Raw genomic sequence first — 15221 nt, 5'->3', positions numbered from 1 at the left:
AACGCCTCCTCAGCTATTTTCTGTTAACTCATCATGTTTTAAGCTTTGAAATCGTCAATATGATCCAAATAAACTTTGTCTCTATTCTCTAATTCTCGCACCATGTTTTTATATTTTTTCTCATCTAAGTTATAGAAATTAATATCAATCATGGCCAGAACCAGTAAGAACACGGGAATAATGGTTGCTGTAATTAAAATTCCCGTCAATGCCTCCGGCGTTTGCACCTGATTTGCCACATATCCAAACTGATCTAGAACCAAACCCGGTACAACCCCTCCCAAGGCCATGCCGAATTTAAAGAAAAATCCGATAATAGCGTATATGAGACCGCCCATTCTTTTCCCGGTCTTATACTCTCCATATTCGATTGTTTCAGGTATAAGCGCCCACATATAGCCCCCGGCAGTGAGACTTCCGGCAGCAGCCAGCAATCGAAAGGAAAGTATCAGAAATATATTACTTGACGGAACGAACAGTAAAGCTAAGAGGCCGATCATATTCAGTAATAATGCATAGTTTAGTAATTTCTTCTTCCCTAATAATTGATGAAGCTTTGGAATAAACGGTAAAATGACCAAAGCAGGCAAACTTCCCAACAAACCGTACCACTTCACTAAATCCGCTCTTTCTAAATTATACGTTACGTAATAGATGCCAACCGAATTACTGATTGAATTCACTCCAAAAATAATAATAAAGAAAATACTTAATACAACTAGAGGCCGATTAACACGAAATTGCTCAAATATATCCGATAATTTAATTTTTTCTTCAGATTTTTGAAGCGTGACACGCTCTTTTGTGCTTTTAAAACAAAAGATTAAAAGGCACCCGCCTATAACTCCCATAATACCCATGGTTAGCTGCCAGCCAAGAGATTCGCTGCCGGAAGTATCGCTTAAATAAGCGGCCAGTAAGGGAACAAAAAATGCAACGACAAGTCCCCCAAGATTCGCAAATAACATACGGACAGACGTTATACTAACAACTTCTTGATTATTTCGGGTCATTGCAGATGTTAACGCGCCATATGGCACGTTTATCATTGTGTATGTAAGCGACAAGCCGACATAGGTGATATAAGCATATATTAATTTCCCCATATCCGAAAAATCCGGGGTTGTAAAACAGAGTATTGCCAATATGACAAATGGAAAAGCTCCGAATAAAAGATACGGTCTGAAGCGCCCAAACCTGCTATTTGTTCTGTCAACTATTGTTCCGATAAAAGGATCAGCGAGAGCGTCGATGATTCTAACCACTAAAAACATCGTACCGGCTGTTGCTGCCGGTAAACCAAATATATCTGTATAGAAGAACAAAAGATAAGTAGACACTGTTGCATAAATTAAATTACATGCAAAATCTCCAGACGCATATCCAACTTTTTCAACCATGCTGATCTTCTTTACATTTTCACTGAGCATGATTTCCTCCCCTTTTCGATCCTTTACATAAGGAACATGATGAATGGTATAACATTTCTTGAATTTTATCGGCCAGTGAAGGCTTTATAAAAGCGCTTTCAAAAAATGATAGCGATTTACTTTCACAGAGCATTTTCATCATAGTGAACAGGATAAAAGCTTGGCTTTCGTTTTATATATACCTCCAATTAAATCGAGCCTCTTATCCCCCTCCCATTTAAGACCTTTACATGATGGGCAATTAAAGTGGTTTTATTAGTTTGTTGAGCGAACAAACTAACTTGATTTCATATTATAAAATCTTTTCTGCTTTTTCAACTCTTTTTTCAGAGAATTTAAAACCGACCAAAGGACATACCATGTTGTAATTGCCGGCTGCTTCGACAAACGTTAAGTAAAAACCCCATGTGTCACCTGACTGATTTATTAAATGATAAGCACTTCCATCATCTTTTGTTTAGTTAAGAAACATGCACTTAAAAAAATGCGAATCATATATAAGTGATATCCCGTTTAATTGGTTGAGGAGGATATTATGAAACCTATGCTGCCTTTTGAAAAATATTTTGGTGATTTAGAACTGGTTTATGCATTTTATGGAGCTATGCCTACCGGTGTTACTGTTTCAGAAACCGGTCGTATTTTCATTTGTTTTCCGAAATGGGGAGACGATGTTAAATTTACGGTGGCGGAAATAATTGGGGATAAATTGCAGCCTTATCCTGATTTACAAACCAATTTGGTTAACCTTGAGAATATCAAAATGACTTTCATCAGTGTCCAAAGTGTAGTTGCTGATGGAAGAGGAACGCTTTGGATACTAGATACAGCGGCGCCCAATTTTTCTGAACCAATTAAAGGCGGGGCAAAATTAGTCGCTGTTGATTTAAAAACCAATACAATCAGAAGAGTGTATACCTTTACAGAAGATGTTGTCCTTCCAACAACCTACCTGAATGATGTCCGATTTGATTTTCGTGTCGGAACTGCAGGTTATGCCTATATAACGGATTCTTCTTCCAAAGGACCAGGAGCTATTATCGTCGTTGATTTAGAAACTGGAAACGCATTTAGACGGTTAAATGGAGCAAATCCAACTTCACCGGATTCCTCTTTTGTACCGAAAGTAGAAGGCAAAATTTTGATGAATCGTAACAAGGATGGTTCAACTTCCCCATTTAGGCTGGCATCCGACGGTATTGCGATCTCTCCCGACGGAAAGGTATTATTTTTTTGTCCCCTGACCAGCCGCCATTTGTTCTCTATCTCAACAGAAGCCCTGAGAGATAGAAATATATCGGACATGGATTTACTTTATCATGTGGCGTATTGGGGAGAAAAAGGCGCGTCTGATGGAATGATTACAGATGCAAAAGGAGCCGTTTATGCCGGAGATTACGAGAACAATAGTATTCGAAAGATGCTGCCGAATGGCACAATGGAAACCATCGCACATGATCCGAGAATTTTATGGCCGGATACTTTTTCGATTGGTCCGGATGGATACTTATACGTCATCGTGAACCAATTACATCGGCAGGCTAGATTTCATTATGGAGAAGACTTACGACAGAAACCTTATAGTTTACTTCGTATCAAAATTGATGAATTTCCTGCTCCTGCTTTTTGAAAATAAAAATGGCCGGTTCAATTTTAGAGCATAATTGGCTTCATTTAGCCTTCATCCTAAACCGAATAAGGGATTACAATAAATACGTGTCCTCAATTATGGAGTTAGATTCATAACTTCAATTTTTTTAGGTCATATTTTGGTCAAGGACCAAAAATATTGTCCTTTAAATCTTATGACCAAAATCAAAAAATCCCCTGACACCAATAGTGCCAAGGGATTGAGAGATTAATACTGAGACATGTATTGTTCGCGCTCCCAAGGGTGAACTAATGCTGCACCTGTGATAAAAAGAAAATCATTTAACAAAAGCAGCAGCATGAATGCGAATATTTTTTTCGCGTTTACCCCGCCTTAGAAAGAGAATGACGCTGATTTGATATATGAGTTCAGGTCTACTTATAGTGTTCGCTGCACATCGCTTGCAAACAAACATCGGACAATATTTTCACCCTGTAATGGCCTTTCGTACGAGTAAAGCAATGATCTTTCAAACAATGCTGACAAAGATAATTGTCTCGTATCAATGCAAGTTGTCTTGTTCGTTTCCAATCTATTGATTTATAAAAAATTGTTATTGTTTTGTTTCTTTCTGTTGCTGTGCCTTGTGTGCATCACAGTATCGGTCACGGGTAAAGCTGGGGCACCGAGGGGCTGCGCATATTCTTAGATATTTACGTGGCAATAATATCACTTCTTTAATTGCTAAAAAAATGCTCTTTTTAAAGAGCATTAATTTTGTAGATATTTTGTTATATTGTTTATACAATGCGTCCCTTTTGAAATAGCCCAGCCAACACTGAAATCATTCACACCTAATAAACCAAGATCAATATCTCTATTAATTTTTATGATTGTTTCTATTTCTTCACGAGTTTTTCTACTAATTATATTATTTGCAACTAAGGAGTTTAGTGCTTTATATATATCGCCTTCTATTTTAAGCTCTTCTTTTTGACAAAGATCTTCGACGAGTTCAAATATTCTTCGGGTAATTTTATCTAACTTCTCCTGAGAATTAACTGGTTCTATGACAGTTAATTCATCTGAGTCCTCAACTTTAAATTTTGTTTTGTAGTTGGATAAGTCTTCTCTTACATCTTCACTTACATCTGAATTTAAAGACGTTATAAAATCTTTTGGGGTAATATGTGCAAAATCCTTACCAGTTTGTATAAAGAATTCTTCAATTAATTCACGCCTTGCAACTATGGGGTTTTCATTATTATCCTTATAGACCCAATCACTTTTTTTATCCCCACTAACAAAAACCACATCAGTGTCCAGTTGAAGAATTGAAGACCATATAATAAAATCTCCTGAACTATTTTCCTCTTTAGGATTATCTTTATATCCCGGCGGAATTTTATTTTTAAAACGTTCTTCAGCCTCTTTCATCAGATCCTTATCGGTTTTTCCATCCGGTGGGAAAATAATCGTCTCTTGTGCAATTTCCAGAATACTGTCCAAGAAATGGTCTTCATAAAAAAGTTTTTTTAGATGGTCTCTTAGCTCAACTAATCCATCCTTATATTCTTTAAGGGCACTATGATGATTCTCTTGTAGAGTCTCAATATTCTTAAGGATATCTTTTCCTTCAAGCATGGGAACACGTTCTCTTATTGGATTTTTGTCTCTTTGTAACTTAGATATGACTTGGTCTATATCATTCATTCGTTGTTTAATTTCTTTTGTTCTATTCTTAGAAAATTCCTTTATAACTTGTAAAGGAATTCTAAGTCTATCTTCACCTTTTAATCGCTGTAAAGTTGTTAAAACTTTATTAACTGTTACTTCTCTCCACTGATAAGCGGCTAGTAAAACGTTAGTATCAATTACAATTGTCGCATCTTTTAGCAACTCAGAAGCTGGTTTTGGTTGATATAAGTATCGTTTCCAATCCTTCATTCATAACTCTCCTACAAAATTTTTCATTCTTATATATTATCGGTTAAGCATATCAAAAAGAAACCAATCGCGAAATTTGTCGAACGATTCCCTTTAAATCACATATTTATTCTTTCTAAACTGCCACCGCACTCAAGCCGTTAACCGCCAATAGTCTATCCTGAGATTTACCGGAATCAGTTTACAGAGAACATGAAAAAGCACCCTATAAAGGGTGCTGAATCTATAATGATGCTTTATTGATTTAGAAGCCATTTTATACGTTCAACTAAAGCTATGTAGTGTAGTATTATTAAACAAAAAAAGATAATACTAACTGTTTTTAAATCACTAAAGTAAATCGCCGCAACAGCTATTGCGAAGATCAGTAATTCAATAATCAATCTTATAACTCCATTTACGGCTATTACAGTTTGACCACTTCGGCTTGGATCGTTAGGTACTGCAAATACAGTCCAAATTAGCATTGCTAATATCGGTAATACTAAAGTTAAAACATATCTTAAAAAACCATTGAAATGACTCCAAGCAAATAACCCGATAAAGATTAGTGCAGCAACTTCAAGCAAAAATCTTAGAAGTAAATTAATTTGGTTCAAATTATTCAGCTCCAAATACTCTAATTCTTTGGTGACTATTACTTCAAGGTTATTTGTTCAATTTCTTTAATAGATTCTTTTAAATGGTTTGAGCTTTTTTCTAGATGTTCAATTATCCCTTGTAATTCTTCGGTTCTTTCTTTTTCAAATTCTTCTGATACAGTATTGGTTACTTTTCTTAAAGCAATGTCCTCATCAATTAATTTTTGTATTATTTTTGAAAGTCTATACTTCTCTTGATGTTTCAATTTCCTCACCACCCACCTTATTATCGGTTAAGGATCGTGACAAAGGAGCTATTCGCGGAATTTGTCGAACGAAAAACTACTCAAATACATATCCTAAGAAAATTCAATATAAGACCGTGAAACCTTTTGCAATCATCTATTAAAAGATACACTCTATTTTGCTTTTTATTAATATTAAGGTTCAAAAAAATAATTGAATCTTTATCTTCTTTATTTCTAATAACCCGATTATTGTGCACAATAATATTTCTAATTCTATTCCAGTGCCTTATTTTATTCCATTCAGGTGTATTTTTTAAGTCTCTAACTTGAACAACCTTAGTTAAATACAAAACAGCTCTTTCAATACCATTTCCTGATATATCTTTTAGATCGATCTTATAACCATGTTTTGTTTTATAAGCATTGCAAATTAAATTAAGAAAGTATTCAAAATCACCATATATTCCAGTAAATAACGCACTGGAAACAGAAGGAATTATAATCGGCTCTATTAATAAATGTTCACCGTTTGAATTGTTTCTAGCCTCAACATCTTCTTTTATTTTTTCATAAAAATACTTAAAGGTTGTTTCGTAATTCTGAAATGTCGATGCAATATCCATATAAACAGCGAACAAGTCACTAGATAAATCATTTCCTTTACTTACGGCATCTTGTACAAATGAAAACTGATCCAAGTTAATCCCCTCCTACCTTATTATCGATGAAAGGAAAGGACAATGGAATAGTATGCAGAATTTGTCGAAAAAAGTTTAGGCAATCTAATCTTTTACCCCCTTATGTTAATCACTTTTTAAAGATTGATCTCACCCATACTCCGAGAGGAAGCCAAGTATAGCAAAATCGCACAATGAAACACGATATCACTATTCTCCCAATACGGACACCTCAGACTAGTTGCTATCCAGGTTCAGAATGCTCCTCTCGTTTTGGCTTCATTCCTCAACACCTTTGTTCCGTATCCGAATCTGTCTTGATAAGGGAAAGACGATTCACCCGTGTATTTCAATAAGTTTTATTTATCGTATTTCGTCGATAGGTTAAGTTTATCGAGATTTCAAACATAAATAGTCCCCCCTTTTTCTCCCCCAATTTTCCCCTGTTTTGTCGGAAATTTGTCGCTTATTTGTCGTTTTACACCCAAATAAAATAAACAAAAAAGAGCAGACCGAAGTCTGCTCCCTTCAAAAGTTTATGATTTGTCATTATCAGATAGTCTTAGAACCGTAATACTCAATAATATTAAGCCTATAAACGTGCCGTATTTTCCGGTATCTATATCTGTGAGTGGAGCTACAATATATTCAATCAGGAATATAATAATAGCTATTGAGACTAATATACGATTCATTTGACATTACCACCTTATAATTAACCATTTCTCCAAGGTACAACAACAGGGGTACCAATTATCCAATTATAAGAAATTCCATACTTTCCATTATCGGATACTTTTTTTATGGCATACTTACCAGCAAACATTGCCCCTGCAATTGCTCCAGCATATACTGAAATCCCAGGTATTTTTTTTATCAATGCTGTTATCCCGGCGATAGCTCCTGCAATACCGTCAGCATCCTCAACAATATCTAAGAATTTTTTAATTACACACGAATTCATGCTCACCTTGACTATAGGAATTGCTACCGAAACACCTTGTTTCCCTCTACATTTTGCTAGAGTTGACATCTCACTTGATTCATCGGAAATATTAACTGTAGCAGAATCGACTAGTGTTCGATGGCCATCAGTTAATAAATATTGATCAACTTTAATCGACTCTTTAGAGGTTCCTTTATCTAGAATTTTTTGATCAATAAAATACTGTTTTCCGCCATATTCGATTGTATAAGATGCTTCACCTTCAGACTGACTTATAACATTCATTCCAGAAACATTGGTTTTTACCTTTTCATTCATCGATGTCTTAGCATAAGAAGGAAGTGCAAATCCGCAGACTAAACTCAATACAAGAAACAAGCTTACTATTTTTGTTTTCAAATTATTATCCCTCCTTTAAGGAGACTAACATAGTCATAATGAAAAATACACCATATAACGTTAAAATAGGAAATCCCACCTACACAACTGCTTACTACAAAAAGACACTCAGATTATTCCGAGTGCTGTAGCAATACGTAAAATGGCACGCTGTTTTATTTCATAATAGGTGTCGTTCTTCATGCCGAGTTCCATATAAATATGAATGTCTTTCGTTTGGCTGGCTGTTAAGTTTTTTTCTCAATGATCATGCGTTCTTCATCGTCCAGGCTGTTTTTTAACGCCCTTTACATCTGCTTAACCTTAAGTTCATTTAATATGAAAGAATCTCTGATTGAAGGAAACGGGCTGATACCAGGTTAACCGATTCCTTTTTATTCTCAAGCTGTACTTTTAATGCTCGATAATCTTTGAGTTCTTTGATCACGATTTTACGGACTGCCTTCAAATCCACAGGATGAAGGAATGAAAGTTGTTCTGTCACACCCGTCCTCCTTTAATAATTAAGCAATGTTTTATTCAACATCAAGTTTATAAGAACTCAAGTGCGTGATTAAATACCTAAAACAAGAACAATAAAATTTACCCAGCACAACATACACAATTTGGAAATAAGATGCCACTGTAAAATAATTTTCCAAAGGAGCTGTTTAAGAATGTATCCAGTGTATTACCCTTATTATGTTCCATATCCAGTTAACCAAGAACTTGATTCATACCGGATTCATGATGAATACGATCAAAGAAAGTATGAAGGTCGCGTAGGCCAAATTGTTAGAGCCCCTGCAGACACTGAATTTTGGAAAGTTGGTACACGTGTATTTATTCACAGAGTATTCTTTGACTCGCGTGGTAGAGAACATTTGTATGTAGTCTATCCAATACAAAACCCTTCAGGACAATGCAGAATAAACGGTGTACAAATCAGCCAACGAAAGTTTGATGGAGTAGCATCTTATGGTGGAATGGAGTAGTTTCTTCTATCCAGAAAAAAATTATTGACAGATTTAAACAGAGTTTACACAATGCTCTGCTGTAATATAGCCCCTTTATCTTTTTATTTGTTTTCCTCATCATAATCTTATTCAATAATAAGATTATTTTCCAAAGCATTTAAAATAGCATTATATCTACAATTCTTAAAGGGGCCATATATTTTATTTTTAATAACTAAAACAAACTCATGTTCAGTTCCGCTGCATGCAAAATCCCCTAAGATAAACTTTCTGACTACCCCCATTTATTTCACCCTTGATAGACGCTGTACATCCGAAATAGTCAGTTGGTGATCAGCTTCACGGACAGCCTCGGCAAATGTTTCAATTCCGGTATCCCATAAACCATGACGCTCTATAATCTCAGAAAATTCCTCAACATCATGCTCACGGATGCCCCAGCTGTCTGGATCAGTGGCAGCGCCGTATACAGTCACCCATTTACTTTGGTCTTTCGGGTTCGGCTCTTCCCATTCTTCTCGAGTAAAATGGCAAAGTTCATGATCTACCAGGGCTGCGCGCTGTTCCTCCGGCATCGTCTTCCATGCAGCCTTATTGATAAACACGAATAGCATGTAATCCGTCATATGTCGTTCAAACGCTGTGCATTTTTTCGCCTTTCCTGCCCATTTGCTGTTACCCTCACGGAGATAAAAACCTATTTGCTGTTTAGCGTCTTTTAAATGTGGGTGATGCTCGTCAATTATGCTTTCAGCGAGCTGCCGTACTTCCTTCGATTCCTCAAAACCTACAAATGCCATGTTACTTCCTCCCTTTGGTTTTTATTGATTTATACAAGCCCGCCTTTCAGCAGTTCCCGAGCCATGTAATGAAAGTGATGATAAATGTAATTACCGGTAGCGTTAGGACTGATAAACACTGTTGAAAAGCCATAACGCACCTCAAATGTTTTCAAGCTGCCCAGCAGCGCTTTCGGTTCATACTTTGAACGATATTTACCGTTGAGAATCTTTTGGTACCCTTCCAGATCTTCCACAAGAAGTGTGAAAGGATGCCTTGACGCCCGAATCAATTCATTTTCAAAACGGGAGCGGTCTTTTATCGACTGAACCAGCTCGTCCACTCCGTTTTTCCGTTCTATGGCTGCATTCAAATACATGTCCCGGCTGATTCCGTATTCTTCGTTTTTTGGAATCATTGCGGAATAGTCGCCTGTTTTCATCCCTTTGAATTTAATTAAAGCTTTCTTTTTGCGGAGATACTCAAGCACGTGCTGGTTCTTTTGCTCTCGTGTGTCCACAATTATGACCATGCTGTTCAGAATTTCTTTTAACTCAGTTTCCGAATAGTTATAGTGAATAATTGTCATGCTTTCTTCCCCTTAAAATACGACATGGCCCGATCATAAATTTCTATGGAAAGCTGGTCCGTTTCCTCGCTCTCAAAGTTTGAAACGGATTCTTTTAGCTCCCTCCATCCGTTCTCCCAAAAGAGAACGAGTAATTTCATCACTTTCATAACTGATTCAAAATCATGATTGAACCAGTCGTCTATTTTTCTATTAATATCTTGATCAATGCCCATGTAATAATTAATAATTTTATCTATGGTCTGTTTTACATTATGTTCATGATCCGAGTATTCACCTTTCAAATACCGGATAATACAAGAACCACTGGGGCATAAAAGTATTCAAGTGACGTCAGATATTTACTCACTACATCAGCAAAAAAATTGACAGAGATTCAATGAATAAGTACGAGGATTATATCTCCACAATTTTGGAGTAATATTTTATTAATTTTTTGTGGGTGTTTTGTGGGTGATACTTGATTTATATTAAGTTATTAAACTTGTTAATAAACAAAAAAATCCCCTGACACCAATAGTGCCAAGGGATTGAGAGATTAATACTGAGACATGTATTGTTCGCGCTCCCAAGGGTGAACTTGCGTGCGGAACATATCCCATTCGATTTCTTTTGCTTCGATGAAGTGCTCGAACAGGTGCTCGCCGAGCGCTGCAACCATGACTTCGTTTGATTTGAATTCGTCGAGAGCTTCCGCCAGTGTCGCCGGAAGATCTACGATGCCGTTTTCCATGCGCTCTTCTTTGCTCATGACGTAGATGTTGCGGTCAATCGGAGCCGGTGCTTCAAGTTTGTTTTTGATTCCGTCAAGGCCTGCTGCAAGCAATACGCTTAACGCCAAGTACGGGTTTGCCGCCGGGTCTACGCTGCGGACTTCAACACGCGTGCTGATGCCGCGGGAAGCCGGGATACGGATCAGCGGGCTTCTGTTTTGTGCGCTCCATGCCACGTAGCAAGGTGCTTCATAGCCCGGAACAAGGCGTTTGTAAGAGTTCACTGTCGGGTTTGTGACAGCCGTAAAGCTTGTCGCGTGTTTTACGATACCGGCAATGAAATGTTTTGCTGTTTCACTCAGCTGAAGATCAGCGTCTTTATCAAAGAATGCGTTAACGTTATCTTTAAAGAGTGATAGGTTGCAGTGCATACCGGAACCGTTTACGCCGAACAGCGGTTTTGGCATGAATGTCGCATGCAGACCGTGTTTGCGGGCGATCGTTTTGACAACCAGTTTGAAAGTTTGGATGTCGTCACAAGAACGGATGGCACCGGCATATTTAAAATCGATTTCGTGCTGGCCCGGAGCAACTTCATGGTGAGATGCTTCGATTTCAAAGCCCATTTCTTCAAGCTCAAGCACGATATCGCGGCGGCAGTTTTCTCCCAAGTCAGTCGGAGCCAGGTCGAAGTATCCGCCTTTATCGTTCAATTCAAGCGTCGGTTCGCCTTTTTCATCTAATTTAAACAGGAAGAATTCAGGCTCAGGTCCAAGATTGAAATCGCTGAAACCGAGTTCTTTCATTTCTTTCAGAATCCGTTTGAGGTTGTTACGCGGGTCACCTTCGAACGGCGTGCCGTCCGGATTGTAAATGTCACAGATGAAGCGTGCTACTTTACCTTTTTCAGCCGTCCACGGGAAGATTACAAAAGTGTTCAGATCAGGATATAAGTACATATCAGACTCTTCGATACGGACGAAACCTTCGATGGAAGAACCGTCGAACATGCATTTATTATCAAGTGCTTTTTCAAGCTGGCTCACAGGAATTTCCACGTTTTTAATCGTTCCGAGAATGTCTGTGAATTGAAGGCGGATATACTTTACGTTTTCCTCATTTACTAATTTTACGATGTCTTCTCTTGTGTACTTTGCCATTTCGTAAAACTCCTCCTCTAAAAGGTAAATGTATATAGCAAAACAGTTGCTAACGGATTAATGAAAGAATCGGGACATGTCACCTTGGCGGAAAGTATTTCCCCGCTGGAAACGGCCTGCCTGCATCAGTTCGTTTTTCAGAAGCTTTCTGAGTTCGTCATCAGACAGATTGTGCTTCATCGGTTTGGCGGTTTTTTCGGATTTTTCTTCCGGTTCGGCAGATGCCTTATCCAGAATTTGTTTGATCCCCGCCATATTGACGCCTTGTTCAATCAGATTTTTGATTTCTAACAGTTTATCTACATCATGGAATGAAAATAATCGTCTATTTCCTTCGCTTCTCGCTGGAAATATCAATCCATTTTCCTCATAATATCGAATTTGCCGGGCAGAAAGTTCTGTTAACTGCATGACAATCCCAATTGGAAATAAAGGCATTGAGCGGCGAATGTTATCACTCATCTCAATTTCCTCCTTTTCTTATCTTAGTCTCATTATAGGTGATGTTATATTTTGTGTCAATACAATGTAAGGAATCTTAACATCAAATTCTTTGAAAATTGCAACCGGCCTAAATCAGCTCTTTTTCCATTAAAGCATTTACGGCGCTGCAAATCGCATTTTTCACGTGCGCGTAGGTTAATCCTCCTTGGACATACGCGACATAAGGCGGTCTGATAGGTCCATCTGCTGATAATTCAATGCTTGCCCCCTGTACGAAAGTGCCCGCTGCCATAATGACATCGTCTTCATATCCCGGCATATAGCTCGGATAAGGCGTCACATGCGCATTAATCGGTGAAGCATATTGTATCGCCTGGCAAAAAGCGATCATCTTATCAGGGTCCTGAAACTCAACTGATTGAATCAGATCCGTTCTCGGCGCATTCCATGCAGGGTTTGACGTAAAGCCGAGCTTTTCAAGAAAACGGGCGGTAAATACCGCTCCCTTCAAGCTTTGCGCCACTACATGCGGAGCGAGAAAGAAACCTTGATACATTTCCTGCAGCGAATAAAGCGAAGCCCCGGCTTCACTTCCGATTCCCGGGGAGGTCATCCGGTAAGAGCAGGCCTCAATCCACTTGGCTTTCCCTACAAGATAGCCGCCCGTTTTAGCAAGGCCGCCGCCCGGGTTTTTAATCAGGGAGCCGGCCATAAGATCCGCTCCGACGTGGCAGGGTTCCCGCTCTTCTGCAAATTCTCCGTAGCAATTGTCCACAAAAACAATGACATCTTCTTTGATTTCCTTTACGAAACGAATCATCTCTTCAATTTCATTTATTCTGAAAGACGGACGATTCGCATATCCTTTTGAGCGCTGGATGCCGATCACTTTTGTATTCGGCCGGATTGCAGCCCGGACCGCTTCAAAGTCAACTCTGCCTTCTGATGTTAAATCGACTGCATTGTATCCGATTTGAAATTCCTTCAGCGAGCCTGAATACTCCCCGCCTCTTACTCCGACGATTTCCTCGAGTGTATCGTAAGGCTTGCCTGTTATATAAAGTAATTCGTCCCCGGGTCTCAGCACACCGAAGAGCGCGATTGAAATCGCATGCGTTCCGGAAATGATTTGCGGCCGCACGAGTCCCGCCTCTCCTCCGAACACATCAGCATAGATCTTCTCCAGTGTATCTCGTCCGATATCATCATAACCGTATCCGGTTGAAGGCGTAAAATGCGTATCGCTTACTTTATGTTTTCTGTAGCTTTGCAGGACTCTCCATTCATTCCGTTCACTGATTTCTTCTATTCTTTTATGAACGGCGGAGATTTCCGCTTCTGTTTCTTCGGCGGTTTTTTGTAAAAGAGCGCCGTGGGTCAGTATGTCAAACATGTTGTGTATACCTTCCTTACATGAATTTCTTCAGTTCTCCGAGTATGCTTTGTTCTTCCTGTACATAACCTGAGACTTCGTAGCGTTCATTTTCTTCATTAAAATAAAGGCTGTCGATCATGGTCTCTGATTTGATGCGCGACATCAATTTGCCTTCGGCGGCAGGCACATGAACTTCATACGGCGTCATCAGCTCCCGTCGCAAATAAGCTTCGATTTCCGCTTTTAGTTTTGCTTCATCCCCGGCGATTCTGGCGCTGATCATGATGTGGCCTTCTCCCGCTGTCGGGATGAAGTCAGGAAGTGTCTCATCACGTTTGTTATAAGCGGTCAGCACCGGAATATCATCTGCCTCAAGCTCTTTTAACAGACCGAGGACCGTCTGTTCATGTCCGGCATAATCTTCATTGGATGAATCAATGACATGAATGATCAAGTCTGCTTCCTTCACTTCCTCAAGCGTTGAGCGGAAAGCGGCAATCAGCGTCGTCGGCAGATCCTGAATGAAGCCGACCGTATCAGACAAAAGGACGCTGTAGCCGCTTGGGAGCGCCATCTTTCTCGTCATCGGATCAAGTGTTGCAAACAGCAGATCTTCTTCATAGCTGTCTGAGCTCGTTAATTGATTGAACCATGTTGATTTTCCGGCATTGGTATACCCGACGAGCGCAGCCTGAAGCACGCCGTTCTTTTTTCGTCTCTCCCGATAACGGCTTCTGTGGCGGATAACCGTTGAAAGCTGCACGTTAATTTCGTGTATGCGGTTTCTAATGTGGCGCCGGTCTGTTTCAAGCTTTGTCTCACCGGGCCCTCTCGTCCCGATTCCGCCGCCTTGTCTTGAGAGATTGATTCCTTGTCCGCTCAGACGCGGCAGCGCGTATTGAAGCTGGGCCAATTCGATCTGAAGCTTTCCTTCTCTCGTCTTCGCCCTTTTTGCGAAAATATCCAAAATAAGCTGCGTGCGGTCGATGATCTTCGCTTCAATTGCAGTGGCGAGTGATTTAAGCTGACTCGGTGACAGTTCATCATTAAAAATGACCAGATCCGCTTCAAGCTCTTCACACAGCGCCTTCAGCTCGTCTACTTTCCCCTTGCCTATATATGTAGCGGCATCCGCTCTGTTCCGTTTTTGCGTAATCCGGGTCAGCACCGTTCCGTCAGCCGTTTTTGTCAATGAAGCAAGCTCTTCCATGGAATGTTCAAAGTGCTCATCTGTCATGTGCGGAAGCTGGCAGCCGACCAAAATGACCGTTTCTTTTTTTCCTTCCTGTTCGTTCAAATGGATGTTCCTTTCTGTGTCGTATTGGGCAGTAGTACTATCATACCAAACCCGCAGGGCGTATACCACACATCCGGCGGGTTTTAAA

Annotated in this window: 15 protein-coding genes and 2 pseudogenes; 2 read left to right on the top strand and 15 right to left on the bottom strand. The window is 39.3% G+C overall.

The window, feature by feature from the left end:
• Positions 1–38 precede the first annotated feature (38 nt).
• Complete coding sequence (locus tag G9F48_RS04450; protein ID WP_071391794.1) at positions 39–1430, bottom strand: MFS transporter; 1392 nt, start codon at positions 1428–1430, stop codon at positions 39–41.
• A gap of 535 nt (positions 1431–1965) precedes the next feature.
• Between G9F48_RS04450 and G9F48_RS04445 the strand changes: the two genes are divergently transcribed.
• Complete coding sequence (locus G9F48_RS04445) at positions 1966–3060, top strand: L-dopachrome tautomerase-related protein (protein ID WP_165409081.1); 1095 nt, start codon at positions 1966–1968, stop codon at positions 3058–3060.
• Positions 3061–3792: 732 nt separating this feature from the next.
• Here G9F48_RS04445 and G9F48_RS04440 read toward each other — a convergent pair.
• The 6 genes and pseudogenes from G9F48_RS04440 to G9F48_RS04415 all read right to left on the bottom strand — a co-directional run bounded on the left by G9F48_RS04440 (position 3793) and on the right by G9F48_RS04415 (position 8303).
• Positions 3793–4968 carry a PIN-like domain-containing protein gene (locus G9F48_RS04440; RefSeq protein WP_165409080.1) on the bottom strand — a complete coding sequence of 392 codons (1176 nt, stop codon included), beginning with the start codon at positions 4966–4968 and terminating at the stop codon, positions 3793–3795.
• A gap of 236 nt (positions 4969–5204) precedes the next feature.
• Entirely contained in the window at positions 5205–5576 is a 372-nt protein-coding gene (locus G9F48_RS04435) for a YrdB family protein (RefSeq protein WP_032861248.1), read from the bottom strand.
• Positions 5577–5605: 29 nt separating this feature from the next.
• The gene (locus G9F48_RS04430) at positions 5606–5815 is read right to left on the bottom strand and encodes a hypothetical protein (protein WP_025851137.1); all 210 of its coding nucleotides are present in this window, start codon (positions 5813–5815) and stop codon (positions 5606–5608) included.
• Positions 5816–5895: 80 nt separating this feature from the next.
• On the bottom strand, positions 5896–6495 hold the full coding sequence (locus G9F48_RS04425; protein ID WP_032859058.1) for a hypothetical protein: 600 nt from the start codon (positions 6493–6495) through the stop codon (positions 5896–5898).
• 694 nt (positions 6496–7189) lie between these two features.
• On the bottom strand, positions 7190–7819 hold the full coding sequence (locus G9F48_RS04420) for a hypothetical protein (protein WP_229991844.1): 630 nt from the start codon (positions 7817–7819) through the stop codon (positions 7190–7192).
• Between the two features lie 108 nt (positions 7820–7927).
• A pseudogene (locus G9F48_RS04415) lies at positions 7928–8303 on the bottom strand (ArpU family phage packaging/lysis transcriptional regulator).
• 172 nt (positions 8304–8475) lie between these two features.
• On the opposite strand from G9F48_RS04415, the gene G9F48_RS04410 reads away from it, so the two are divergent.
• Positions 8476–8793 (top strand): hypothetical protein, encoded by a 318-nt coding sequence (locus G9F48_RS04410; protein ID WP_165409079.1) that lies wholly within the window; start codon positions 8476–8478, stop codon positions 8791–8793.
• A gap of 107 nt (positions 8794–8900) precedes the next feature.
• Here the strand turns inward: G9F48_RS04410 and G9F48_RS04405 are convergent, their stop codons facing one another.
• The 8 genes and pseudogenes from G9F48_RS04405 to hflX form a co-directional block, all read right to left on the bottom strand.
• Positions 8901–9059 carry a hypothetical protein gene (locus G9F48_RS04405; protein ID WP_165409078.1) on the bottom strand — a complete coding sequence of 53 codons (159 nt, stop codon included), beginning with the start codon at positions 9057–9059 and terminating at the stop codon, positions 8901–8903.
• Positions 9060–9575, bottom strand: coding sequence for a putative metallopeptidase (locus G9F48_RS04400; RefSeq protein ID WP_165409077.1), 516 nt, complete (start codon positions 9573–9575; stop codon positions 9060–9062).
• A gap of 29 nt (positions 9576–9604) precedes the next feature.
• Positions 9605–10144, bottom strand: a complete 540-nt coding sequence (locus G9F48_RS04395; RefSeq protein WP_165409076.1) for an ERCC4 domain-containing protein — start codon at positions 10142–10144, stop codon at positions 9605–9607.
• Positions 10141–10440: pseudogene (locus tag G9F48_RS19950) on the bottom strand (hypothetical protein); the annotation flags it as partial. The pseudogene G9F48_RS19950 and the gene G9F48_RS04395, both read right to left, overlap by 4 nt.
• Before the next feature lie 242 nt (positions 10441–10682).
• Positions 10683–12017: a type I glutamate--ammonia ligase gene (gene glnA, locus G9F48_RS04385; protein WP_003154048.1), complete on the bottom strand. Its 1335-nt coding sequence runs from the start codon at positions 12015–12017 to the stop codon at positions 10683–10685.
• A gap of 57 nt (positions 12018–12074) precedes the next feature.
• Positions 12075–12479: a MerR family transcriptional regulator gene (locus G9F48_RS04380; RefSeq protein WP_007410366.1), complete on the bottom strand. Its 405-nt coding sequence runs from the start codon at positions 12477–12479 to the stop codon at positions 12075–12077.
• 109 nt (positions 12480–12588) lie between these two features.
• Positions 12589–13854 carry a methionine gamma-lyase family protein gene (locus G9F48_RS04375; RefSeq protein ID WP_165409075.1) on the bottom strand — a complete coding sequence of 422 codons (1266 nt, stop codon included), beginning with the start codon at positions 13852–13854 and terminating at the stop codon, positions 12589–12591.
• A 16-nt stretch (positions 13855–13870) separates the two neighbouring features.
• Positions 13871–15133, bottom strand: a complete 1263-nt coding sequence (gene hflX / locus G9F48_RS04370) for a GTPase HflX (protein ID WP_015239904.1) — start codon at positions 15131–15133, stop codon at positions 13871–13873.
• Positions 15134–15221 lie beyond the last annotated feature (88 nt).

It is taken from the genome of Bacillus sp. EKM420B (genome assembly GCF_011065565.1).
Classification (GTDB): domain Bacteria; phylum Bacillota; class Bacilli; order Bacillales; family Bacillaceae; genus Bacillus; species Bacillus velezensis.
The sequence above is the reverse complement of the archived record's forward strand: the minus strand, read 5'-3'. Positions and strand labels throughout refer to the sequence as shown.